This is a genomic window from Serratia sp. BNK-12, from assembly GCF_047456085.1.
In the GTDB taxonomy this organism is placed as follows: Bacteria; Pseudomonadota; Gammaproteobacteria; order Enterobacterales; family Enterobacteriaceae; genus Serratia; species Serratia liquefaciens.
Genome location: NZ_CP179896.1, coordinates 1,905,036 through 1,927,997 on the forward strand (window position 1 = coordinate 1,905,036; position 22,962 = coordinate 1,927,997).

General features: G+C 55.7%; 22 protein-coding genes. 18 read left to right on the top strand and 4 right to left on the bottom strand.

The genetic code is table 11. From position 1 onward, the window contains the following. Positions 1-248: 248 nt before the first annotated feature. From ACMGG1_RS08695 to kynA, 9 genes are all read left to right on the top strand, one after another. Complete coding sequence (locus ACMGG1_RS08695) at positions 249-1,457, top strand: MFS transporter (RefSeq protein ID WP_128865371.1); 1,209 nt, start codon at positions 249-251, stop codon at positions 1,455-1,457. A 62-nt stretch (positions 1,458-1,519) separates the two neighbouring features. Further along, the gene (locus ACMGG1_RS08700; protein ID WP_197022773.1) at positions 1,520-2,386 is read left to right on the top strand and encodes a cupin-like domain-containing protein; all 867 of its coding nucleotides are present in this window, start codon (positions 1,520-1,522) and stop codon (positions 2,384-2,386) included. After that, positions 2,373-3,596: an aminotransferase class I/II-fold pyridoxal phosphate-dependent enzyme gene (locus ACMGG1_RS08705; RefSeq protein WP_020827554.1), complete on the top strand. Its 1,224-nt coding sequence runs from the start codon at positions 2,373-2,375 to the stop codon at positions 3,594-3,596. The genes ACMGG1_RS08700 and ACMGG1_RS08705 overlap by 14 nt, the downstream gene beginning before the upstream one ends. After that, positions 3,593-4,456: an HpcH/HpaI aldolase/citrate lyase family protein gene (locus ACMGG1_RS08710; RefSeq protein ID WP_122079714.1), complete on the top strand. Its 864-nt coding sequence runs from the start codon at positions 3,593-3,595 to the stop codon at positions 4,454-4,456. The genes ACMGG1_RS08705 and ACMGG1_RS08710 overlap by 4 nt, the downstream gene beginning before the upstream one ends. Further along, positions 4,453-5,340 carry an acetaldehyde dehydrogenase (acetylating) gene (locus ACMGG1_RS08715; protein WP_414161303.1) on the top strand — a complete coding sequence of 296 codons (888 nt, stop codon included), beginning with the start codon at positions 4,453-4,455 and terminating at the stop codon, positions 5,338-5,340. The genes ACMGG1_RS08710 and ACMGG1_RS08715 overlap by 4 nt, the downstream gene beginning before the upstream one ends. Then, positions 5,324-6,325 (top strand): 4-hydroxy-2-oxovalerate aldolase, encoded by a 1,002-nt coding sequence (gene dmpG / locus ACMGG1_RS08720; RefSeq protein WP_020827551.1) that lies wholly within the window; start codon positions 5,324-5,326, stop codon positions 6,323-6,325. Before ACMGG1_RS08715 ends, dmpG begins: the two co-directional genes overlap by 17 nt. A gap of 2 nt (positions 6,326-6,327) precedes the next feature. Beyond that, positions 6,328-7,278, top strand: a complete 951-nt coding sequence (locus tag ACMGG1_RS08725; protein ID WP_130016429.1) for an ornithine cyclodeaminase family protein — start codon at positions 6,328-6,330, stop codon at positions 7,276-7,278. Continuing rightward, the gene (locus ACMGG1_RS08730) at positions 7,272-7,766 is read left to right on the top strand and encodes a MaoC family dehydratase (RefSeq protein ID WP_020827549.1); all 495 of its coding nucleotides are present in this window, start codon (positions 7,272-7,274) and stop codon (positions 7,764-7,766) included. Before ACMGG1_RS08725 ends, ACMGG1_RS08730 begins: the two co-directional genes overlap by 7 nt. Before the next feature lie 253 nt (positions 7,767-8,019). Then, positions 8,020-8,862, top strand: a complete 843-nt coding sequence (gene kynA / locus ACMGG1_RS08735; protein WP_020827548.1) for a tryptophan 2,3-dioxygenase — start codon at positions 8,020-8,022, stop codon at positions 8,860-8,862. 34 nt (positions 8,863-8,896) lie between these two features. Here the strand turns inward: kynA and ACMGG1_RS08740 are convergent, their stop codons facing one another. Next, on the bottom strand, positions 8,897-9,826 hold the full coding sequence (locus ACMGG1_RS08740; RefSeq protein ID WP_414161304.1) for a LysR family transcriptional regulator: 930 nt from the start codon (positions 9,824-9,826) through the stop codon (positions 8,897-8,899). Positions 9,827-9,924: 98 nt separating this feature from the next. Between ACMGG1_RS08740 and pcp the strand changes: the two genes are divergently transcribed. Then, the gene (gene pcp, locus ACMGG1_RS08745) at positions 9,925-10,572 is read left to right on the top strand and encodes a pyroglutamyl-peptidase I (protein ID WP_048760299.1); all 648 of its coding nucleotides are present in this window, start codon (positions 9,925-9,927) and stop codon (positions 10,570-10,572) included. Positions 10,573-10,616: 44 nt separating this feature from the next. Here pcp and ACMGG1_RS08750 read toward each other — a convergent pair whose 3' ends face one another. From ACMGG1_RS08750 to ydgT, 3 genes are all read right to left on the bottom strand, one after another. After that, entirely contained in the window at positions 10,617-11,651 is a 1,035-nt protein-coding gene (locus ACMGG1_RS08750; protein ID WP_128865374.1) for an NADP-dependent oxidoreductase, read from the bottom strand. A 77-nt stretch (positions 11,652-11,728) separates the two neighbouring features. Next, a complete protein-coding gene (gene uspC, locus ACMGG1_RS08755) occupies positions 11,729-12,148 on the bottom strand; it encodes a universal stress protein UspC (protein WP_142815036.1) in 420 nt (139 codons plus the stop codon). A 151-nt stretch (positions 12,149-12,299) separates the two neighbouring features. Then, positions 12,300-12,515, bottom strand: a complete 216-nt coding sequence (gene ydgT / locus ACMGG1_RS08760; RefSeq protein WP_012145712.1) for a transcription modulator YdgT — start codon at positions 12,513-12,515, stop codon at positions 12,300-12,302. 1,408 nt (positions 12,516-13,923) lie between these two features. On the opposite strand from ydgT, the gene flhD reads away from it, so the two are divergent. The 8 genes from flhD (at position 13,924) to ACMGG1_RS08800 (ending at position 22,942) form a co-directional block, all read left to right on the top strand. Beyond that, a complete protein-coding gene (flhD, locus tag ACMGG1_RS08765; RefSeq protein WP_122079707.1) occupies positions 13,924-14,274 on the top strand; it encodes a flagellar transcriptional regulator FlhD in 351 nt (116 codons plus the stop codon). Continuing rightward, the gene (gene flhC / locus ACMGG1_RS08770) at positions 14,274-14,858 is read left to right on the top strand and encodes a flagellar transcriptional regulator FlhC (protein ID WP_020827541.1); all 585 of its coding nucleotides are present in this window, start codon (positions 14,274-14,276) and stop codon (positions 14,856-14,858) included. The genes flhD and flhC overlap by 1 nt, the downstream gene beginning before the upstream one ends. A 158-nt stretch (positions 14,859-15,016) precedes the next feature. Next, a complete protein-coding gene (motA, locus tag ACMGG1_RS08775; RefSeq protein WP_020827540.1) occupies positions 15,017-15,907 on the top strand; it encodes a flagellar motor stator protein MotA in 891 nt (296 codons plus the stop codon). After that, positions 15,904-16,869: a flagellar motor protein MotB gene (gene motB, locus ACMGG1_RS08780; RefSeq protein WP_020827539.1), complete on the top strand. Its 966-nt coding sequence runs from the start codon at positions 15,904-15,906 to the stop codon at positions 16,867-16,869. The genes motA and motB overlap by 4 nt, the downstream gene beginning before the upstream one ends. 4 nt (positions 16,870-16,873) lie before the next feature. After that, positions 16,874-18,847: a chemotaxis protein CheA gene (cheA, locus tag ACMGG1_RS08785; RefSeq protein WP_414161305.1), complete on the top strand. Its 1,974-nt coding sequence runs from the start codon at positions 16,874-16,876 to the stop codon at positions 18,845-18,847. Positions 18,848-18,879: 32 nt separating this feature from the next. Then, a complete protein-coding gene (gene cheW, locus ACMGG1_RS08790) occupies positions 18,880-19,380 on the top strand; it encodes a chemotaxis protein CheW (protein WP_020827537.1) in 501 nt (166 codons plus the stop codon). 181 nt (positions 19,381-19,561) lie between these two features. Beyond that, positions 19,562-21,232, top strand: coding sequence for a methyl-accepting chemotaxis protein (locus ACMGG1_RS08795; protein ID WP_046373238.1), 1,671 nt, complete (start codon positions 19,562-19,564; stop codon positions 21,230-21,232). An 84-nt stretch (positions 21,233-21,316) separates the two neighbouring features. Then, a complete protein-coding gene (locus tag ACMGG1_RS08800) occupies positions 21,317-22,942 on the top strand; it encodes a methyl-accepting chemotaxis protein (RefSeq protein WP_020827535.1) in 1,626 nt (541 codons plus the stop codon). Positions 22,943-22,962: the final 20 nt, after the last annotated feature.

The following is a 22,962-nucleotide window of genomic DNA, read 5'->3' on the forward strand; positions in this document are numbered from 1 at the left end:
TCGGGGACTTTTTAAGATGGCGAATTAATAATTATTAACCAAGATGATTTTAACGCGAACAATATTCTATGGCCTGAGCTCCATTCGGGAGGGGTTAATGCCTGAGCGTTACCTTTGCTTTATTGTTACGCATAAATAAATAGTTAAGTTATTTATTTCATTGAGTGTGCCCGATCAAATAAATGAGTGGGTATATTCGATTGATATATTCATTCGTTCTTTTAGCGAATATCTATTGAGAGCACCTTATGGAAACAGAGGCCGTTGAGTCCAAGTTCAGTTTTGGTTCTTATACCCGATTATTGTCTGATCCCGGACATGCGACGCTTTCATTGTTTGGCCTGCTGGTCAGGTTCCCGGTGGCGATGCGGTCCATCAGTTGCATAATGTTGATTTCCGCCACTATGGACTCGTTATGGATTGCCGGAACCGTGGCGGGAACATTAATGATTACGCAGGCGATAGCCAGCCCGGTATTAGGCCGATTTGCCGATAAATTCAGTCAGCGGAAGGTGCTTATTATTACCTGCTGCTGCCACGTCATTGCGATCCTTTCGTTAATTGGCTTGGTGCTGCTGAATATGCACTTATGGGCAATTATGGCCGCGGCCATTGCTACCGGTTGTTCGTCGGTGCCGGTGGATGGATTTATTCGTACTCGCTGGGCCTCCATGGTGACCGATGAAGCGCTACGAACCGCGTACGCGTTAGAAACCGTGCTTGATGAGATCATTTTCTTATTGGGGCCGTTAATCGCCATTGTTTTGGCCACGGCATGGCACCCCGCAGCGGGGCTGGCGTTATGCGCCGTGCTCACCTTCAGTGGTTCTCTGGCCCTGGTGTTACATCGGCGTTCTGAGCCGGTTATTGTGCACAAGAGCGCAGAAAGCGATCGTCGGGCAATCAGCATGGTCTGGGTACGGGCGTTAATGATCTCCTATGCGGCGGTAGGCCTGTTTCTTGGCTCAATCGACGTCATGATGATCGCCTACGCCAAAGAAGTAGGCAATCCAACCCTCGCCGGCGTGCTGTTATCCATTTGCGCCGCGGGCAGCCTGGTGGGCGGCACCTGCTACGGCGCTATGAACTGGACCTTATCGCAACCCCGCCTGCTGCTGATCACCTCCGCCACCCTGTGTGCCGGCACGCTCCCGCTGATTTTCACCAGCGTTCCCGTTGTCATGGGCATTTCCGCTTTCGTCGCCGGGCTGTCGGTGGCGCCGTTATTGATCACCTGCAGCAACCTGCTGGAGTCCTTGACGCCGAAAGGGTGTTTATCCGAAGGCTTCTCCTGGTTGTCCAGCGCCGGCTGGCTGGGCTTTTCACTGGGCGTCTCGGTGGGTGGACAGCTTTCTGATCAAAGCGGAGCGGGTCAGGTGGCCTGGGTAGCCATGGCCGCCGGAACACTCGCTTTATTATCCAGCCTGTTTAGCCAGAAATTACTCAGCAATAAATAAAAACTACGCCCCAGAATATCGGGGCCTCACATTATTATTTTCGAAACAGGAAAACGGCAATCGTGAAACAGTTAACGACGGGGGTTCCCGTTCCGCGCATGACCTTTAAAGAGTTCGTCGCCTTTGGTGTTGAAGCTATTTTCCGAGCCGACGTCCCGGTCATTATTACCGATTTACCCATTGATACCAGCATAGGGGCGAGTGACCTGATTTCACAACGCTTGGGCGATGACAATGTCACCTTGTTCCGAGAGGCCAGTAATAAAGAAAATACCGAACGCTGGCAAACCATGAAAATTCAGCTGCGTGGTTTTTTGGAAAATAAAGAGTACCAAAGCGACAACAATACCTGGTATCGCGTGGTGTCCAATATTATGCACCGCCCCGAGGACGTCAATAATATCCTTGGCTTTGATGCTTTTTCCCTGCTTGCCTCCCGTCGTGGGTTGAACGCCGCCAATTTATGGGTCAGCTACCATGGAGTATTTACCCAAAGCCATTTCGATGAGCTGGAAAACTTTAATATTTCTTTGCAGGGCAGAAAACGGTTCATTCTTTTTCCTCCGGGCCGCAGAGATTACTATCCGCGATCTATCCTGCAGGGTTTCGGCGATAAATCGCAGGCCTTTGATTTTGACAATATCGACCCGCAGCGTTTTCCCCGCTTGGCGGCAAAAATCCCGCAGCGCCGCGATTTTATTTTAGAACCCGGCGAAATGCTGTATTTGCCGCTGGGGTGGTGGCACCAGGCCGAATCTCTAGACGACCTGAATATCAACGTTAATTTTTGGCTGTGGGATCTGAAAATCCTGCGCCGCCCTTATGTTTTCTACTCCGCGCTCTATACGGCGGCTTACCGCAAGTTTAAAGGCATCTACAACTATCAACCAGAACCCACCAAGAGGAAGGCACTTGATGAGCAGCCGTAAGCAGATCATTCCCACGAACAAATTCCGCAACAACGATAAGGCCATCGGCATAGGCAATCCTTTCTGGGATATGTCAGAGCAAAACGGCCTTGCGGGTATCGTTGCCGGGCTCGATAACGACCTGCTGTCCACCCAAAGTGGCCATCAGTTTGTCAATTTCAGCTGCTGCTCATACCTGAACCTGGACTCCCACAGCAAGGTGGTCGAAGGTGCTATCGACGCGGTGCGCCGCTACGGCGTGTTGGATCACTGCATCGCCCGCAGCCGGGTCCAGCTCCCTGCCATGAAGGAGTTGGAAGCGTCGCTGGGTGAGCTGTTCCAGGCTGATGTACTCAGCGGCGTGTCAGCGAGCAGCGTCAGCGGCGGCTTGCTTCCTCTTATCGCTTCGGGCCATTTAGGCAACGGTGTGCGGCCTTTGATGATTTTCGATAAGCACGCCCACGTGTCGCTGGCGGCTGCCAAACCCGCCTGTGCCGATGAAACCGAAGTCGTCACCTGCAATTATCATGATTTGAATTTCATTGAAGACTGCTGCAAGCAATATCAACGGGTCTGTTACGTGGTCGACGGCAGCGATAGCCTGGGGGGCTATGCTCCGGTCAAAGCCCTGGCTGAACTGCAGGACAAATACGGCCTGATGGTGTTTTACGACGATTCGCATTCGATCTCCGCTTATGGCGAACGCGGTGTTGGCTATGTTCGTTCCCATAGTCCGGCGTTGGATGAAAACACCATTATGGTGGTCACGCTCAACAAAGCTTTCGGCACCAGCGGGGCGGCGATATTGCTCAACGGTTATTCGCAGCAGATGCTGCGCCTGGTCGAACGCTTTGGCGGCGGGCTCAACTACTCGCAAAACCTGAATACGGCGGCCATCGGCGCCAGCCTGGCGTCGGCGGAAATTCACCGCACGGATGAATTGCCCCGGTTACAAAAGAAACTGTACGACAACATCGCGCTGTTCGATTCCCTGATCCCGACGGAGCAAAGCGGCAATACCTATCCGATCCGCCTGGTGCCGATGAGCGATGACCGGGTGATCGAGGCGGGGCGCCAGGTGATCGAGGCTGGCTTCTATGTCTCGCCGGTGTTTTTCCCTATCGTCGCCAAAGGCACCGCCGGCCTGCGAGTCATGATGCGAGCCGGACAAACGCAAGAGCAGATCCGCGGCCTGTGCCAGGTGATCTCTGCTGTCAGGGGGCCGCAATGACGGATATCGCCCGGGCTGTTCCCCGCAGCATTCTGTACACGCCGGCCTTGTCACTAAACCGTGTGGTCAAGGCTCTGTCTTATGACGCCGATGTACATTTGATGGATCTGGAGGACTCCGTACCTGGCCCGGCCAAGGCGGAGGCCAGAAACATCTGCCGTACGGCTCTCGATAATGCACCGCCCTCTGCCAATATTGCCGTGCGAATCAACGCGCTGGGCACGATTGACGCTTTGCATGATCTGGTGATGCTGTGTTCCGGTCAAACCACGCCCAGTTTTATCGTGATGTCCATGGTTCGAACCCCTGCTGAGGTGGTTTTCCTGCGTGAAACCTTCGCCTCAGCCGGAAGGTTCCCAGAAATTTACCTGACGATAGAGACCGTCGAGGCCATTACCGATCTGGATAATGTCGCGGCGGTGGCGGATGGGCTGATTTTCGGCTCTGCAGATTTGGCGGCCACTTTAGGGGTGCCAATCACCTGGTCCGGGATGCTGGCCGCTCGTCAGGCGATGGTGTTGGCGAGTGCCAGACATGGTATTGGCTGTATCGATACCGCCAACTATCGGCTTTCCGAACCCGACGTGTTGGCCAATGAAATTCAGTGCGTCAAAGATCTGGGCTTCCATGGCAAAGCCACCGTTCATCCCAGCGAGCTCGAACTGATCAACTCGACGTTACGGCCCTGCGAGAGCGCACTCTTGGCGGCAAGCCGCATTACCGATGCTGTGAAAGCGGCGCAAGGGGGAATTGCCTTGTTGGATGGACACATGGTGGGGCCGCCTTTTGCCCGCATGGCGCGCAATACCCTGCAATCCGGCAAGGCCTGGGCCGCTCGTTTCAGTAGAGGTAACTCATGACGCTCTCCGTCGCTGTCATTGGAACCGGCGCCATCGGCATGGATCTGGTCAATAAGATCCAGCGTTCCCCGCTGCTGCATTGCGGGTTGCTGGCGGGGCGCAACAAGGACTCCGCCGGTCTTGAGGTCGCAGCCCGCTTGGGTTGCCCGACCAGCGCCGGTGGCATTGACGCTGTTTTGGCATCGCCCAAACCTTTCGACGTGGTGTTTGACGCCACCAACGCGATGTCGCATGTCAGGCATTGGGCGCTGCTGCGTCCGCTGGGCACCTTACTGATCGACTTAACCCCCAGCCACCTGGGCAAAATGATCGTGCCTACGGTGACGGGAACCGAGGCGCTGACCGAGCGCAATGTCAGCCTGATCAGCTGCGGTGGACAGGCGTCGATACCCATTTTGCATGCCCTGAGCCGACATTTTCGCATCAACGATATCGAGGTGGTGGCGACCGTCGCCAGCAATATTCTGGGGCGGGCCACCCGGATCAACATCGACGAATATGTGGACACCACGCAGCGGGCGCTCAGCGCTTTTACCGGCGTAGCCAATACCAAGGCGATCCTCAACATCAGCCCGGCCGCGCCACCCGCCATGTTCAGGGTCACCATTTTCGCCGGTATTCCCGGGGTCACAAAGGAACAGATCACTCCGGTGCTTGCTGAGGCCGTTGAGGCGGTGCGGGGATTCTCGGCGGGCTATTCGCTTACCGCTCTCAATGTCAGCGAAGGACGCGTTTCGATCTCGCTGGAGGTGGTTGCCAGCAGCAAGGTGATGCCTGAATACGCCGGGAATCTGGATCTGATTAATTCTGCCGCCATCCTGGTTGCCGAACAGTATGCGAGCTATCGAAATAAAACGGAGGGGGCTAATGGCCATGCTGATTAACGACTCAACCCTGCGTGATGGTCAACACGCCGTGAAGCATCAGCTCACGGTCGCTCAGTTACGAGACTACGCGACGGCGGTAGATAAAACGGGGGTGGCGATTGTCGAGGTTGGCCATGGCAACGGGCTTGGCGCCTCCTCGTATCAGGTCGGGCGCGCGGCGTTGAGTGATGAAACCATGTTGAACACCGTGCGCGAGTGTTTGCAAAACAGCAAGATGGGCGTGTTTATGCTGCCCGGTTGGGGAACCATCGTCGATCTGTCGAAGGCGTTATCCTGCGGTGCGGATGTGGTGCGCATCGGTACCCATTGCACTGAGGCAACCCTGGCCGAACGTCATCTGGGATGGCTGCGTGATCACGGGGCAGAAGCGCATGCGGTACTGATGATGAGCCATATGGCCACTCCCCAACAGTTAGCCGATCAGGCTCAACTGCTGGTGGAGTACGGTGCGCAGGCCGTCGGCATCATGGATTCTGCCGGCAACCTGTTGCCGCAGGATGTGACCGAACGCATCACCGCGATGCGGCGGCAGGTGGATGTGCCGCTTATTTTCCACGCCCACAATAATTTGGGCATGGCGGTGGCCAACTCGGTTGCCGCCGCTCAGGCCGGCGCTAGCGTGATTGATGGCTGTGCCCGCGGATTCGGGGCTGGGGCAGGGAACACCCAACTTGAAGTTCTGGTACCGGTACTGGAACGTTTGGGGTTCAACACCGGCATCGACCTTTATCATTTTCTCGACGCCGCCGAGCTCGCCGCCCGGGAACTGATGGTCACTCCACCGATGATCGACTCCGTGGGCATTGTCAGTGGCCTGGCCGGCGTTTTTTCCGGCTTTAAAAATCCGGTGTTAAGCCATTCTGCTTCTGCGGGGGTCGATCCGCGTGACGTCTTCTTCGAATTGGGAAAACGTCAGGCCGTGGCCGGGCAAGAAGACCTTATCGTAGAAGTGGCCGCGCAGTTGAAGAGGATCGCCCTGTGACGATGCAAATCATCAATGCAGCTGAAATGTCCGGAGAGATCCGACTGCGGCAGGTCATGGCGATGCTGAGTGAGGCGTTCGGGGATTTACGTCGCGGTGACGAACAATCACCGACGCGGACCTTACTCCAGCATGGTCCTTCAGAGACGTTGATCAGCCCGGCGGCCTGGAACAGACGCGGTGTCGCCAGCGTTAAAATCACTACGCTCACGCCCGGCAATGCTGAGAGAGGGTTGCCATTGATCCATGGGGTGGTGCTGCTCACCGACATCGATACGGGCCAGATGCTGGCCTTGTTCGATGGCGCTAATCTGACCGCGTTGCGAACCGGTGCGGTGGCCGGATTGGCGACCCAGCTGTGTGCTCCGGAGCAGGCTGGCGATCTTGCTATCCTCGGGGCAGGGGTTCAGGCACGGGCCACGCTGCTGGCGATGCTGGCGGTGCGGCAGATCCGCAGGGTGCGCATTTTTTCCCGTTCGGCGCTCAGAACGCAAGAGTTTGCGCACTGGGCTCGTACGCTGACTACCGCACCGGTCAGCGTTTGCAGTAGCGCATTCGAGGCCGTGCAGGGGGCGGATCTTATCTGCACCACCACCTCAACCCGTGCCCGTGAACCTTTGGTGTATGCCGATTGGGTAGCGCCAGGGGCCCACCTGAACATTATCGGCGGCACCCACGAGGACGCCATTGAGGTCGACCCCGCGTTATTGAAAACCGCCTTTGTCGTGGTGGAAACCGGCGCGGCTGCCAGGGAGGATGCGGGGGAGATTCGAAGCGCTATGGCGGAAGGATACATTCAGCCTGAAGGACTGAATGAGCTGGGCGCTCTCGTGTTGGGTGAGTCCGCTGCAACGGCGGGGCAGACCACGGTATTTCGCAGCGTGGGGCTGGCCATCGAAGACACCGCTGCCGCGGTGGCGCTATACCCATTCAGGGAGAAAAAACCATGTTAAGAAAAGTCGGCGAAAATGAGTATCAGGAAGAGCACGGCGGGGACTATGAAGACTTCGAAACCGGCATGACGATCAAACACTGGCCGGGGCGCACGCTTTCCGAAGCCGACAACACCTGGCTCACCCTGTTGACGATGAATCAGCACCCTTTGCATTTCGACAAGGCCTATGGCGCCCAAGCGGAATATGGCCGCGTTTTGGTCAACAGCAGCATCACGTTGGCGTTGGTCAGCGGGATGACTGTGCAGGCATTGTCTGCCAGGGCGGTGGCCAATCTGGGCTGGGAAACGGTGCGCCTGAAAGAGCCGCTTTTTGTCGGTGATACGCTTTACGCCATCAGTAAGATCCTGGCTAAACGGCCGTCAAAATCCCAACCGAACAACGGCATCATTACGGTGGAAACGCGGGGCATCAAATCCACGGGCGAAACGGTGATCACCTTCGAACGATCCTTTATGGTTCGACGACGAGATTACAGAGAGCCTTGATTTTCAGCGGTTCGGGGATCGGCAGAGCAATGTTGATGCTCAGGAGTTGCTGATCCCATCCCCGCGGATAATCACTGCGGGGATTTTCAATCCAGGCAGACATAAGGAGGGAATCAACCTGACATGACCAACCCTGAAATCTGCGAGGCAACTCTCGTTTATAGTCCTTCGGGTTGGGGCGATATGAACTATTGTTTTCTGTTTGCAGCACGCTACACACCGCTTCCGGTCGTGGGCGCAGCGGAGATAACAGATGAACAAACGGGAATTAGAAAGCGCGATTGTCACCGATTTTTCCAAACGCATGAGCTATGGCGACTATCTGTGCCTGGATCAACTGCTGGACTGCCAGCACCCGCTGTCCAACCCGCAACACCATGATGAAATGCTGTTTGTGGTGCAGCACCAGACGTCGGAGCTGTGGATGAAGTTGATGCTGCATGAACTGCAGGCGGCGCGGATGCTGGTGCAACAAGATAAGCTCAGTCATTGCTTCAAGATCCTGGCGCGGGTCAAACAGATCCAGCGGCTGCTGTTCGAGCAATGGGCGGTGTTGGAAACCCTGACGCCGTCGGAGTACGTCGAGTTTCGCGACGTGCTGGGCAGTTCGTCGGGCTTCCAGTCCCATCAATACCGTTCGATTGAGTTTTTGCTCGGCAACAAGAATGCGGCCATGCTGGCGGTGTTCAGCAACGATGCGGAAAAACACGCGGCGCTGAAGGCCATTCTTGAAGCGCCCAGCCTGTACGATGAATACCTGCTTTACCTGTCTCGCCACGGTCTGCCGATCCCGCAGGAGTGCATTGAACGTGACTGGACGCAACCTTACCAACGTAATCCAAACCTGCTGCCGGCCTTTAAAGAGATCTATGACCATCCACAAAAGTATTGGGAAGCCTATGAAATGGCCGAAAAGCTGGTGGATATAGAGGAAAGTTTCCACCTGTGGCGTTTCCGGCATATGAAAACGGTAGAGCGGATTATCGGCTTTAAAACGGGCACCGGCGGTTCGAGCGGCGTCAGCTTCCTGAAAAAGGCGCTGGAGCTGACTTTCTTCCCTGAACTGTTGGATGTGCGCACCGAAATCGGCGCCTAGCTTAGGGCCTTAATCGTAGCAGGAAGGGCGCTTCTCATTCACTCTTCCCCCAGTTCAGTTGGGTAAGGGTGTCGCACAGCCAGGTCAGCGCCGGATCGCGCCGGGCCTGGCGACCAGCAACCAGATCGATAGAAAACGTGCTCACCGCCAGTTCTGCCGGTAGCGGCAGAAAGAGCACCTTCGTCGGATCGGCAAACTGGCTGGCGACGCTGTGTGCCAGGGTTGCTATCAGATCGCTGCCGGCGACTACCGCAGGCAGCGCCACGATATGCGAAAATGTTGCGGCCACCCGTCGCTCCAGCCCCAGTTCCGCCAGTCGACTATCGATAATTCCGCGGGCGGAGCCGTCGTCCGAGGGCGCGTAAAGGGCATGGGGCAGGCCGACGTATTGCGCCAAGCCCCAACTTTCGGCAGCTAACCGCGGATGATGCCGGCTGGCGATACAGGTAAAGCTTTCGGTAAACAACGGCTGCACCAGCATGCCCTTCACCGCCTCGATATGCCCGCCCAACGCCACATCTATATCGCCACTCTCAAGCTGTTGCACCACATTGCGGCGATCGAGCCGGGAAACCCGGATATCGATGCCCGGCGCATCCTGCCGCAGTCGTCTGATAATGGTGGGCAGCAGCGTGATATCGGCGTAGTCGCCGGCGGCTAGCCTGAAGCGGCGCTGGCTGGCCGTCGCGGGATCGAAGCACGTCGGCGGCGTCAGCGTCTGGTGGATTTGTTCCAGTACCGGGTGGATTTGCAGCATCAGTTGGTGAGCACGCGCGGTTGGCAACATGCCGCCGCCGCTGCGGGTAAACAGCGGATCGTCAAACAACAGCCGCAAGCGCGACAGCGCATTGCTGACCGACGGTTGGGCACGGTTCAGACGTCCGCCGGCAGCGGTGACGTTACGCGTTTGGTATAACGCTTCAAACACCACCAGAAGATTGAGATCGACGCTGGATAAATTCATTTTATGAATACTCTATATACAGATAATCCATTTCCAGAATCATAGCGCGTTGTTTAGGCTGAGAGCACGCGGATTCAATAACAACCTGAGGTGTGATGATGGAAAGGGTATTGGTGACCGGCATTGAGCCGTTTGACGGGGATAAGGTTAACCCTTCTTGGCAGGTAGCGCAGGCGCTGGCGGGAGAGCGGATCGCCGGCGCAGAAGTGGTGGTGCGTCAATTGGCCTGCGTGCTGGGGTTGTCCAACCAGCAGCTGATTGCCGCCATCGAAGAGCTGCGGCCCAAAGCCGTGATCTGCCTGGGGCTGGCCGGCGGGCGCGGCGAAATTTCCGTTGAACGGGTTGCCATCAATCTGATTGACGCTCGCATTCCCGATAACGCCGGAAAACAACCGATAGACATCCCGGTGGTGGAAGGGGGGCCGGTGGGCTATTTTTCCACGCTGCCGGTGAAGGCGATCGTGCATCATTTACATCAGGCAGGCATTCCGGCCGCGGTGTCGCACACGGCAGGCACTTATAATTGCAACCAGCTTTTCTACGGGCTGAGCCATCATATCGCCAGCCAAAATTTGGCGATCAAAGGTGGGTTTATCCACATCCCTTACAGTCATGAGCTGGCGGTCAATCATCCGGGAAAACCCAGCCTGGCGTTAGCCGCAATGATTGAGGCGGTACGCAGTATTGTGCATACCACTCTGACGGTCGATGAGGATTTATCACTCAGTGGCGGTGCGTTGCATTGAGGGCATAGCAGGGCGCGGCAGTTCATCACCGCGCCCAGTGGGGATTACTCGTCGGCGACGCGGATCACCAATTTGCCGAAGTTCTTGCCCTGCAACAGGCCAATGAATGCCTGCGGTGCATTTTCCAGTCCGTCGACCAGGTCTTCACGGAATTTGATTTTCCCCTGATCGACCCATTCGCTCATTTGCTGCAGGAATTTATCAAAGCCTTCCGCGAAGTCATCGAAAATGATGAAGCCTTGCATGCGGATGCGCTTGCGTAAGATCAAGCCCTGCAGCATCGGCAAGCGGTCCGGCCCGGCAGGCAGGTCGGTGGCATTATAGTGGGCGATAATCCCGCAGACCGGAATACGTGCCTGGGTATTCAGCAGCGGGATCACTGCATCAAACACCGCACCGCCGACGTTTTCATAATAAATATCGATGCCTTGCGGGCAGGCGGCGGCCAGTTGCTCAGCGAAGTCTGGGGCTCGGTGATCGACACAGGCATCGAAGCCCAGCTCTTCCACCACATAGCGGCATTTCTCTTTACCGCCCGCCACGCCGACTACCCGACAGCCTTTCAGTTTGGCGACCTGACCGACGACCGAACCGACGGCACCGCTGGCGGCGGCGACCACCAGGGTTTCACCGGGTTTCGGCTGGCCGATCTCCAGCAGCCCCATATAAGCGGTGAAGCCCGGCATGCCCAGGACGCCAAGCAGACGAGAAGGATGCGCCTGATGAGGGCCGAGGTTACGTAAGCCGCTTCCGTCAGACAGGGCATAATCCTGCCAGCCGTCGTAGCCTAATACCCAGTCGCCGGGTTTGAAATCGGGGTGCTGTGATGTCACGACCCGTGAGACCGTGCCGCCCACCATGGTTTCGCCAATTTGCACTGGCGGGGCATAAGAGGGCGCGTCGCTCATGCGGCCTCGCATGTAAGGATCGAGCGACAGGTAGACGGTGCGCAATAACACCTGGCCGGCGGCGGGCTGCGGCGTAGCGACGGTTTCCAGACGGAAGTTGTCTGCGACAGGTTCGCCGTGCGGGCGAGAAGCCAACAGAAAACGGCGGTTTTGTTGTGTAGACTGAGACATCAGGCATTCCTTATGCGGACAGAGAGTCTAAGTCTAGTCAATCATCGAAAAGAGCGAATGGCCTAATGTGCTCAGCGTTACAGTGGGATGATCAGCACGTCGATACGGCTGGTATTGATAAAGCGCGCGGCAGAGCAGGAGATTTTGTTCATCATGCCGTCGCTGTGATTACCGCAAACCACCAGATCAAAAGGTTGCCGTTGGCTGGCATAGTTCAGGCTGTCGGCCAGTTCGCCGTGGACGATCAGCGTGTTGGCAATCGGGTAATCCGCCTGCAGGCGAAGTTCTTCCAGAAACAGCAGCGTTTCTTCTTCCATCAGCGCACGCAGGTCGCCCAGCATGGGGCCCGCAAAGTTATTGAACATTTCCGGATTGGCGATGGTGCTTAGCAGGGTAATTTTGCCGTTATAAGGACGTACGATGGAGACGGCTTTTTCAACCAGGCGGTGGCTGTCTGCCGCCACGGCGACGGTAACCAAAACGTTTTGATATCCCATCTTCCACTCCTGTTTCCTGTTGATAGGGCAAAGGGTAGAGCCTGGTGAAGTGAATAAATGTGTTTTGTATCACGCGCGCCAATAAATCCGCGACAGATGGCCGTTATTTAGCAATAAAAGATAAATTACCTGCGCGCGCAATGAATGCAAATTATAGCACCTGTGCCCACAGCGTTTTCGGCACCTTGCCCAAATCGAAGAGTTTTCCTGCAACCAGCTCAGCGCGACGATGATCGGCGGCGCGATACATGTTGCTGATTTCAATGTCATTATCGATGGAGTAGTTAAGCTTGTCGTACACTTTCTCCACGCTGTCCAAGCTGGTGCATTTACGGAAAGTCATCAGGTAATCCAGGGTATCGGTCATGATTAAAATATAGCCTGTTAAGAGTTGTAGCCGAACGAAAAAACATCACTCTGTCATCGTGACAGCAGCAAAAGCGTGATGTGCGACCTGAAAAATTAATTTCAAATAAATAAATTGCGATACGTAATAATTGTCTGCGCGCAAGTTTCCCTGCTCTGAGAATAATAATATGCCCATGCGCCGTCGGCAATGGCATCTTGCTGATCTGTACACAAAATAGGGAAAGCCTCAGGTTGGGGAGCAAAGTGCTGGGGGGCAGAACCGCTTGCCAATGCGCCTGGCGTTGAATTCCGGTTTTTTTAGGGGCCAGTAGGGCGGTTTATAGCTGAGGTTGGACGTTTTTTATCCCGATTGCGCCCCTGCTCCGGCAGCAGGTTGCCTGTCCGAGTCGGCAGGATTAATCGAACGGCCCCGCGACGCGGTATTTTCCACACCGCATGAGATAGTCGCCCCTCAGAGAAAAATAAAACGAAACTGCGTTTTACTTTATTAGTGTTACTGAAACTAACAGCACTTATTCTCGGCGCATAAACATCAGCCAAGATCTAATTTTTTTCGTGGCGCTGAAAAACTATTAAAGTTTTAATTAATACTGCCGATAAAACGTTTTGCCATTATCCCGCCTAAAAAACCACCCGAAGCTTGCGGCTTTCATTCCATTTGTCAGGAAACAAATCGTTACCTCTGTTTTCTTGTTTACAACGTAACCGAGCCGTTGTTAATCGAATTGGAACATTCGTCGAAAAATAAAACAGGAGATTCCCGCAAGCTTAAGTCAAATCCGAAACCTAATAACCTTATAGTTTACATGCGTTATATTTCAATGCGGATAGTTTATTGTTTATTAAACGGTTATTTATACTGTCTTTATCGGCTACGAGCAGATTTTTGTTCTGTTATTTTAGTTTGGTGATGCTTTTGTTCGAATTGATCTAAAAAAGATATTTTTTTGGCTTATATACATTGTTTTTAAGACGTTTTTTTACTTATGTCTGTTTTGTGAGCGAAAATGCGGTTAAAAACCATACTGGTAACGGGCTATTTGGCTTAATTATTTTTTATTTTTGTGATCTAGATCACATTGTATTTAAAATTGCCTCTCACTTACATTGTGTGTGCTAATGGTTCAGGGGTAGAGTTGCGCTGCATTAGGAATAATCTTATTAATTTTGTAAAAATAGTTTCACGGTGATTAAACACCGCTGGAGCAAAATGCTGTACATCCATACACGTTGGTTTGCGCACGTATCAAATACTGAATGATGGTCCGAATTTAGTGATGTTGAAAAATTTATAACGGTCGTTATTCAGGGCTTCATTGCCAACTTAGGGAACAAACCCAGGTCACGGGCGATAAAAATTATCACCCAGCGTATGTTTTTAAACATAGTCTGTCGGGATGGGGAATATGGGTACGTCTGAATTACTTAAGCATATTTATGACATCAATTTGTCATATTTACTTTTAGCACAGCGTCTGATTAATGATGAAAAAGCCTCGGCAATGTTCCGTTTGGGTATCGACGAAACCATGGCCGATGCGCTTTCTCAGCTCACGTTACCGCAAATGGTCAAATTGGCTGAAACCAACCAGCTGGTCTGCCACTTCCGCTTTAACGATCACCAAACCATCGAGCGTCTGACAAAAGAGTCTCGCGTGGACGATCTGCAGCAAATCCATACCGGTATTTTGCTCTCAAGCCATTTACTGCAAGAACTGTCGGCGAAAGACGGCAGTGCGACGAAGAAAAGAGCTTGATGATGGCAGAGAAAAGTATTGTTCAGGAAGCCAAGGATATTCAGCTGGCCATGGAGCTGATTACACTGGGTGCGCGTTTGCAGATGTTGGAAAGCGAAACGCAGCTCAGCCGTGGGCGTTTGATCAAGCTCTATAAGGAGTTACGCGGCAGTCCACCGCCGAAAGGGATGTTGCCGTTCTCGACGGACTGGTTTATGACCTGGGAACAGAACATCCATTCATCGATGTTCTACAACGCCTACAGTTTCCTGATGAAAAGCGGGCACTGCACGGGCGTTGAAGCAGTGATTAAAGCCTACCGTCTGTATCTGGAACAGTGCCCGCACCAGCCGGGTGAGCCGCCGTTGCTGGCGCTGACGCGAGCCTGGACGCTGGTGCGCTTCGTCGATAGCGGCATGCTGCAGCTTTCTGCCTGCAACTGCTGCGGCGGCACTTTTATCACCCACGCGCACCAACCGTTGAACAATTTTGTTTGCAGTTTATGCCAACCCCCATCCCGCGCAGTAAAAAGACGTAAACTTTCGCCGCAACTGGCCGATATTATTCCTCAACTGCTGGACGAGCAGGTTAAACGCGCAATTTGAGCCGGCGGCAGCGCCGGTTTATCCAGATTTAAACCGATTGGTGAAATGCAGGGTTCGGCGTGCCGAACCCAAAGGCGCAGCTCAGCCTGTTGTGCCTGTGCGGCTCATATGCGCGCTTAGCCCACCTTCCATCCACATTGTTAATTTAAGGAATGCGTGTGTTAGTTATTTTGGGTTATCTCGTGGTATTGGGTGCGGTCTTTGGGGGCTACCTGATTGTGGGGGGCCATCTGGGCGCGCTTTATCAGCCGGCAGAATTTCTGATTATCGGCGGCGCGGGTATCGGCGCTTTTATCGTGGGCAACAACGGTAAGGCGATAAAATCCACCCTGCGCGCCATTCCCAAGCTGATGCGTCGTTCGAAATACAGCAAAGATCTCTACATGGATCTGATGGCGCTGCTGTTCCGGCTGCTGGCCAAATCCCGTCAACAAGGCATGCTTTCCCTCGAGTTCGATATTGATAATCCGCAGGAAAGTGAAATTTTCTCTAATTATCCCCGCATTCTTGCCGATAACACCCTGGTGGAGTTTATTACCGATTACTTACGGCTGATGGTGAGCGGCAACATGAATGCCTTTGAGATCGAAGCCTTGATGGACGAAGAGATCGAAACCTTTGAACAGGAAAGCGAGGTGCCGGCAGGCAGCCTGGCGATGGTCGGTGACTCGTTGCCGGCCTTCGGCATTGTTGCGGCGGTGATGGGGGTGGTGCATGCGCTGGCCTCGGCCGACCGCCCGGCAGCCGAGCTGGGGGCGTTGATCGCCAACGCGATGGTCGGCACCTTCCTGGGCATTTTGCTGGCTTACGGCTTTATCTCACCGCTGGCGACCCTGTTGCGACAAAAGAGTGCCGAAAACGTCAAAATGATGCAGTGCATCAAGGTCACTTTGCTGTCCAGTTTGAATGGCTACGCGCCGCAGATTGCGGTCGAATTCGGCCGTAAAACGCTATACACCACCGAACGTCCCTCCTTCGTTGAGCTGGAAGAACATGTGCGTCGCGTGAAGGCGCCGGCACAGCAGGCGACGGAAGAAGAACAGGCATGAAACAGAATCACCCGGTTGTTTTGGTCAGAAAACGCAAGTCGCATCACGCCAGCCATCATGGGGGTTCCTGGAAGATTGCCTACGCCGATTTTATGACGGCAATGATGGCTTTCTTCCTGGTGATGTGGCTGCTGGCGATTGCCAGCCCGCAGGAACTGACGCAAATCGCCGAATACTTCCGCACGCCGCTGAAGGTGGCGCTGACTTCCGGCGACAAGAGCAGCTCTGAAAGCAGCCCGATCCCCGGCGGCGGCGACGATCCTACCCAGCAAGACGGGTTGGTGAAAAAGCAGATTGATACGCTCGAGAAGCGTGACGAAGAGCTGCGGCTGAACAAGCTGCGGGAAAAACTGGACGAACTGATTGAGTCCGATCCGCGCCTGAAAGCGCTGCGGCCGCATCTGTTGATCAACATGATGGATGAAGGCTTGCGCATTCAGATCATCGACAGTCAAAACCGTCCGATGTTCAAAACCGGCAGCGCGCAGGTAGAAAGCTACATGCGCGACATCCTGCGGGCGATTGCGCCGATCCTCAATGACCTGCCGAACAAAATCAGCCTGTCCGGCCACACCGACGATATTCCCTACGCCACCGGCGAGCGCGGTTACAGCAACTGGGAGCTTTCTGCCGATCGCGCCAACGCGTCGCGGCGCGAGCTGATCGCCGGCGGGCTGTCGGAAGGGAAGGTCCTGCGGGTGGTCGGCATGGCCGCCACCATGAGCCTGAAACAACACGGCGCCGACGATGCCATCAACCGTCGCATTACCGTACTGGTGCTCAACAAACAAACCCAGCAGGGCATTGAACATGAAAATGGCGAAAGCAACGCGATGGAGATTGCTCAGCCGGTCGATTTAAAACCGTTGGCCCCGTCGGCGACGGCTCCGGCCACCCTCATTGCACCGGAGCAGCCGGCGGCTGTCCCTGCACCGACTAACAGCGACTCACAGCAGAGGTGACCCCGTGAGCATGGATATTAGTGCGTTTTATCAGACCTTTTTTGATGAAGCAGACGAGTTGCTGGCCGACATGGAGCAACACCTGCTGGAGCTGGATCCGCTGGCTCCGGACATTGAGCCGCTGAACGCCATTTTTCGCGCAGCGCACTCGATCAAGGGCGGTGCGGCGACCTTTGGCTTTTCGGTGCTGCAGGAAACCACCCACCTGCTGGAGAACCTGTTGGACGGTGCGCGGCGTCAGGAAATGAGCCTGAGCACCGAGATTATAAACCTGTTTCTGGAAACCAAAGACATTATGCAGGAGCAACTGGACGCTTATAAAACTTCGCAAAAGCCTGACGTCGACAGCTTTGAATACATCTGTCAGGCGTTGCGGCAGCTTGCGTTGGACGCACAGCAGCAAGATGCCCCCGCAGCACCTGCCGTCGCGCAACACGCCGTCGCAGCACCGGCGGCCATCGAAGGCGGCATGCGGGTTTGCCTGTGTGGCCTTAAGCCGAACGAAGTCCCGTTGATGCTGGAAGAGTTGGGCAACCTGGGTGAGGTGAAAAACCCGCATCAGACCGAAAACAGCCTGGAAGTGACGCTGCTGACCTCCGCCAGCGAAGATGACATCAGCGCGGTGCTGTGTTTTGTACTGGAGCCGGAGCAAATCAGTTTCACCACGCCGCCTCAGGCTGAGCTGCCGCCGGTAGCGATCGAGCCGGTCGCTACCGTTGCCGTTGCGCCCGTGGCCGCCAAACCGGCGCCGACGGTGGCGGAAACGCCCAAACCGCGCGCCAAGGCCAGCGAATCCACCAGCATCCGCGTCGCGGTAGAAAAAGTGGACCAATTGATCAACCTGGTCGGGGAGTTGGTGATCACCCAGTCGATGCTGGCGCAGCGCTCCGGCAGTCTGGATCCGGTGAATCACGGCGATCTGCTCAACAGCATGAGCCAGTTGGAACGCAACGCACGCGATCTGCAAGAGTCGGTGATGTCGATCCGTATGATGCCGATGGAATACGTATTCAGCCGCTTCCCTCGTCTGGTGCGCGATCTGGCCGGCAAGCTGAACAAGCAGGTGGAATTGCAGCTGCAGGGCAGTTCTACCGAACTGGATAAGAGCCTGATTGAACGCATTATCGATCCTCTGACGCACCTGGTGCGCAACAGCCTGGATCACGGCATTGAAGATCCGGCCACGCGCCTCGCGGCGGGCAAGTCGGAGGTGGGGAACCTGATCCTGTCGGCAGAGCATCAGGGCGGCAATATCTGTATCGAAGTCACCGACGACGGCGCCGGCCTGAACCGCGAGAAAATTCTCGCCAAAGCGGCTTCACAAGGGCTGGCGGTCAGCGACAGCATGAGCGACGAAGACGTCGGCATGCTGATTTTCGCGCCGGGCTTTTCTACCGCCGAGCAGGTGACCGATGTTTCCGGCCGTGGCGTCGGCATGGACGTGGTGAAGCGAAATATTCAGGAAATGGGTGGGCACGTCGAAATCCATTCCCAGGCGGGCAAGGGGACCTCTATCCGGATCTTGCTGCCGTTAACGCTGGCGATCCTCGATGGCATGTCGGTCAAGGTGAACAATGAAGTGTTTATCCTGCCGCTCAACGCGGTAATGGAATCTCTGCAGCCGCAGGCTGAAGATCTGCATCCGTTGGCCGGTGGCGAGCGGGTGTTGCAGGTGCGCGGGGAATATTTGCCGCTGGTGGAGCTGTTCCGGGTGTTCGACGTGGCGGGGGCCAAAACCGACGCCACCCAGGGCATTGTGGTGATCCTGCAAAGCGCCGGCCGCCGCTATGCGCTGTTGGTGGATCAGCTGATCGGCCAGCATCAGGTGGTGGTGAAGAATCTGGAAAGCAACTATCGCAAGGTGCCGGGCATTTCCGCCGCCACCATTCTCGGTGACGGCAGCGTGGCGCTGATTGTCGATGTCTCGGCGCTGCAAACCCTGAACCGCGAGCAGCGTCAGACGGACGCGGCTGCATAATAATTAATCTATTGATTTAAAGGGTGAATGACATGGCAGGACTGGCAACCGTCAGCAAACTGGCTGGCGAAACGGTAGGGCAGGAGTTCCTGATTTTTACCTTGGGTAACGAGGAATACGGCATTGATATCCTCAAGGTGCAGGAGATCCGCGGTTACGATCAGGTTACGCGCATTGCCAATACTCCGGCCTTTATCAAGGGCGTCACCAACCTGCGCGGCGTGATTGTGCCGATTATCGATTTGCGGGTGAAGTTCGCCCAGCAGGACGTGTCCTACGATGAAAACACCGTGGTGATCGTGTTGAACTTTGGTCAGCGGGTGGTGGGTATCGTGGTTGACGGCGTGTCTGACGTGCTGTCGCTGACCACCGAACAGATCCGCCCGGCGCCGGAGTTTGCCGTGACGCTGGCCACCGAATACCTCACCGGGCTGGGCTCGTTGGGCGAACGCATGCTGATCCTGGTCGATATCGAAAAGCTGCTGAGCAGCGAAGAGATGTCACTGGTCGACAGCGTAGCGAAAAGCGCCTGATCCGCTCCCCGTAGGGGCGCGGCATGCCGCGCCCTTATTTGGAAACCGGACAAACCCAAACTCTGCGCAAATCTGCACAAAATAGTTACCTCTCCTCATAAAGTTCTTCCCTGCCGCGCCGATAACTCTGTCAATCAACGTAATCAGGGCCTGTCCGCGCGGGCGTTCAACAAGGGAAAACATGTTTAATCGTATGAAGGTGGTCACCAGCCTGTTACTGGTGCTGGTGTTATTTGGCGCCTTGCAGCTGGTTTCAGGCGGGCTCTTTTTCTCCTCACTGAAGAATGACAAAGAAAACTTCGCCGTTTTGCAGACCATTCGCCAGCAGCAGTCCGAGCTGAACGAAAGCTGGGTCAACCTGCTGCAGGCGCGCAACACGCTGAACCGTGCCGGTATTCGTCACATGATGGACGCCAATAACATCGGCAGCGGCGCCAGCGTCACCGAACTGTTGGCTCGCGCCAAGAGCAATCTGGTGGTTGCGGAACAGCACTATGCCGCCTATGACAAAATTCCTCTCGACGCCCGCCAGGACGCGCAATCGGCCGAAAAGCTGAAACAGCAATACGGCATCTTGCAGGGCGCGCTGACCGAACTGACCCAACTGCTGGGTGAAGGCAAAATCAACGCATTCTTTGACCAGCCGACGCAAAGCTATCAGGACGCGTTCGAAGACATCTACAACATCTATCTGGCGCAAAACGACAAGCTTTACCAGACCGCGGTTGAAGACAGCAATAAGTCATTCAGCTTCGCCATCTGGACGCTGGTGGTGGTGCTGTTGGTGGTACTGGCCGTGATTGTGCTGGTGTGGAGCGGTATTCACCACATTCTGGTGCGCCCGCTGAACCGAATGATCGAACACATCAAGATGATTGCCGCCGGCGATTTGACTCAGCCGATCGCCGTGACCAGCCGCAATGAAATGGGCGTGCTGGCAGCCAGCCTCAAGCACATGCAGAGCGAATTGATCGACACCGTCAGCGGCGTGCGTCAGGGTGCCGACGCCATCTACAGCGGCGCTTCCGAAATTGCCGCCGGCAACAACGATCTCTCTTCACGTACCGAACAACAGGCTGCCTCGCTGGAAGAAACCGCCGCCAGCATGGAGCAGCTGACCGCGACGGTGAAACAGAACGCCGAAAATGCCCGTCAGGCCAGCCAACTGGCATTGAGCGCCTCCGAAACCGCGCAGAAAGGCGGCAAGGTGGTGGCTAACGTGGTGCAGACCATGCACGACATCGCCGGCAGTTCGCAGAAAATTGCCGACATTACCGGCGTGATCGACGGCATTGCCTTCCAGACCAATATCCTGGCGCTGAACGCGGCGGTCGAAGCGGCGCGTGCTGGTGAACAGGGCCGTGGCTTTGCGGTGGTGGCCGGTGAAGTGCGTAACCTGGCGCAGCGCAGTGCCCAGGCGGCGAAAGAAATCAAAGGCCTGATCGAAGACTCCGTCAATCGCGTCGATATGGGCTCGGTACTGGTAGAAAGCGCCGGGGAAACCATGGGTGATATCGTCAATGCCGTGACCCGCGTTACCGACATCATGGGTGAAATCGCTTCGGCGTCGGACGAACAGAGCCGCGGTATCGATCAGGTCGGCCAGGCGGTGGCGGAAATGGACCGCGTCACTCAGCAGAACGCCTCGTTGGTGGAAGAGTCGGCGTCTGCGGCAGCGGCGCTGGAAGAACAGGCCAGCATGCTGACCCAGTCCGTGGCGGTATTCCGCTTGAAAGCGGCAGGTCAGGAAGAGTTCAAAATGCCCGTCAGCAGCAAGGCGGCAGTAACACCGGTACTCAATCATAAAAAAATGAACGCCAGCGATCCGCAGGATAACTGGGAAACGTTCTAACCGGCATTGGGCCTCCCTGCATTCACGTGGGAGGCCGATTCCCCGTCGTAAGCTGGCCCTCGGCCGGCTGCAAGGAGGTTCATAGTGTTTAACCGAATCCGCGTCTCTACCAGCTTGTTTCTGTTGTTGATGACTTTTTGTGTTATGCAGTTGGCCACCAGCGGCTTGTCGTACACCGCTTTCCGTTCCGATAACCACAATCTGAACCTGATCACCCTCGGCAGCCAACAGCGCGACGCCCTCAGCCTGAGCTGGGTTTCCCTGCTGCAGGCCCGCAATACGCTGAACCGTGCCGGGACCCGTGCGGCGCTCAAACTGCCGCAGGATCAGGTCAATGCCTTGATGGGCAACGCGCGCAGTTCGCTGCAGAAAGCCGACCTCTATTTCAACCAGTTCCTGGCCGTGCCGCGTAACAGCGAGCAGGAACAGCAGCTGACCGAAACCACCAAAGCCAGTTACGACCGGTTGCGCAGCGCGTTACGTGAGCTGATCGGTTTCCTGGAAAACGATCGGCTGCAGGCCTTTATGGACCAGCCGACGCAGAAAACTCAGGATCTGTTTGAAGCGGATTTTGTCCAGTATCTGCAGTTGGTAAACGCCAACGTGAGCGAAGCCAATGCGGCGAATCAGCAATCCTTCACCCTGTCCGGTTGGCTGGTGGCCGGTGCGGTACTGATGTTGCTGGTGGTGACCGGCAGCGCCATGTGGTGGTTACGCAATATGCTGGTGCAGCCGCTGAACATTATGCGCAGTCATTTTGACCGCATTGCAGCCGGTGATCTGGCCACGCCGATTCAGGTGTATGGCCGCAATGAGATCAGCCAACTGTTCGCCAGTTTACAGCGCATGCAGCAGTCGCTGATCGGCACCGTTGGTGCGGTACGTGACGGTGCCGAGTCGATCCTGATTGGCCTGCAGGAAATCTCCGAAGGCAACAACGATCTCTCTTCCCGCACCGAGCAGCAGGCCGCCTCGCTGGAAGAAACGGCCGCCAGCATGGAACAGTTGACCGCGACGGTGAAACAGAACGCCGATAACGCACGTCAGGCCTCTCAGCTGGCGCGTGACGCCTCTACCACCGCAGCCAAGGGCGGCGAACTGGCGGGCGACGTGGTGACCACCATGCATGACATTGCCAATAGTTCGCAGAAGATTGGCGCTATTACCAGCGTTATCGACGGCATTGCCTTCCAGACCAATATCCTTGCATTGAACGCGGCGGTCGAAGCGGCGCGTGCCGGTGAGCAGGGGCGCGGTTTTGCGGTGGTGGCGGGCGAAGTGCGTAATCTGGCACAGCGCAGCGCCCAGGCGGCAAAAGAAATCAAAGGTCTGATCGACGAATCGGTCAGCCGGGTCAAGCAAGGTTCGGTGCTGGTGGAAAACTCCGGTGCCACCATGCAGGACATCGTCCGTTCGGTCACTCGGGTTACCGACATCATGGGCGAAATCGCCTCGGCGTCCGACGAACAAAGCCGCGGCATTGAACAGGTCACGCAGGCCGTGACCCAAATGGATCAGGTAACCCAGCAGAACGCCGCGCTGGTAGAAGAAGCCGCCTCGGCGGCCACCGCACTGGAGGATCAGGCGATTACCCTGGCCGATGCGGTGTCGGTATTCCGCCTGGCGGACGATAACTTCACCGCGCAGGCCAACCATCAAGACGCAGTTTCACCCGTGGTAAAGGAAGCCCCAGATTGTCAAACCGCATAAGCAGCCCGTTTTTTTTGAGT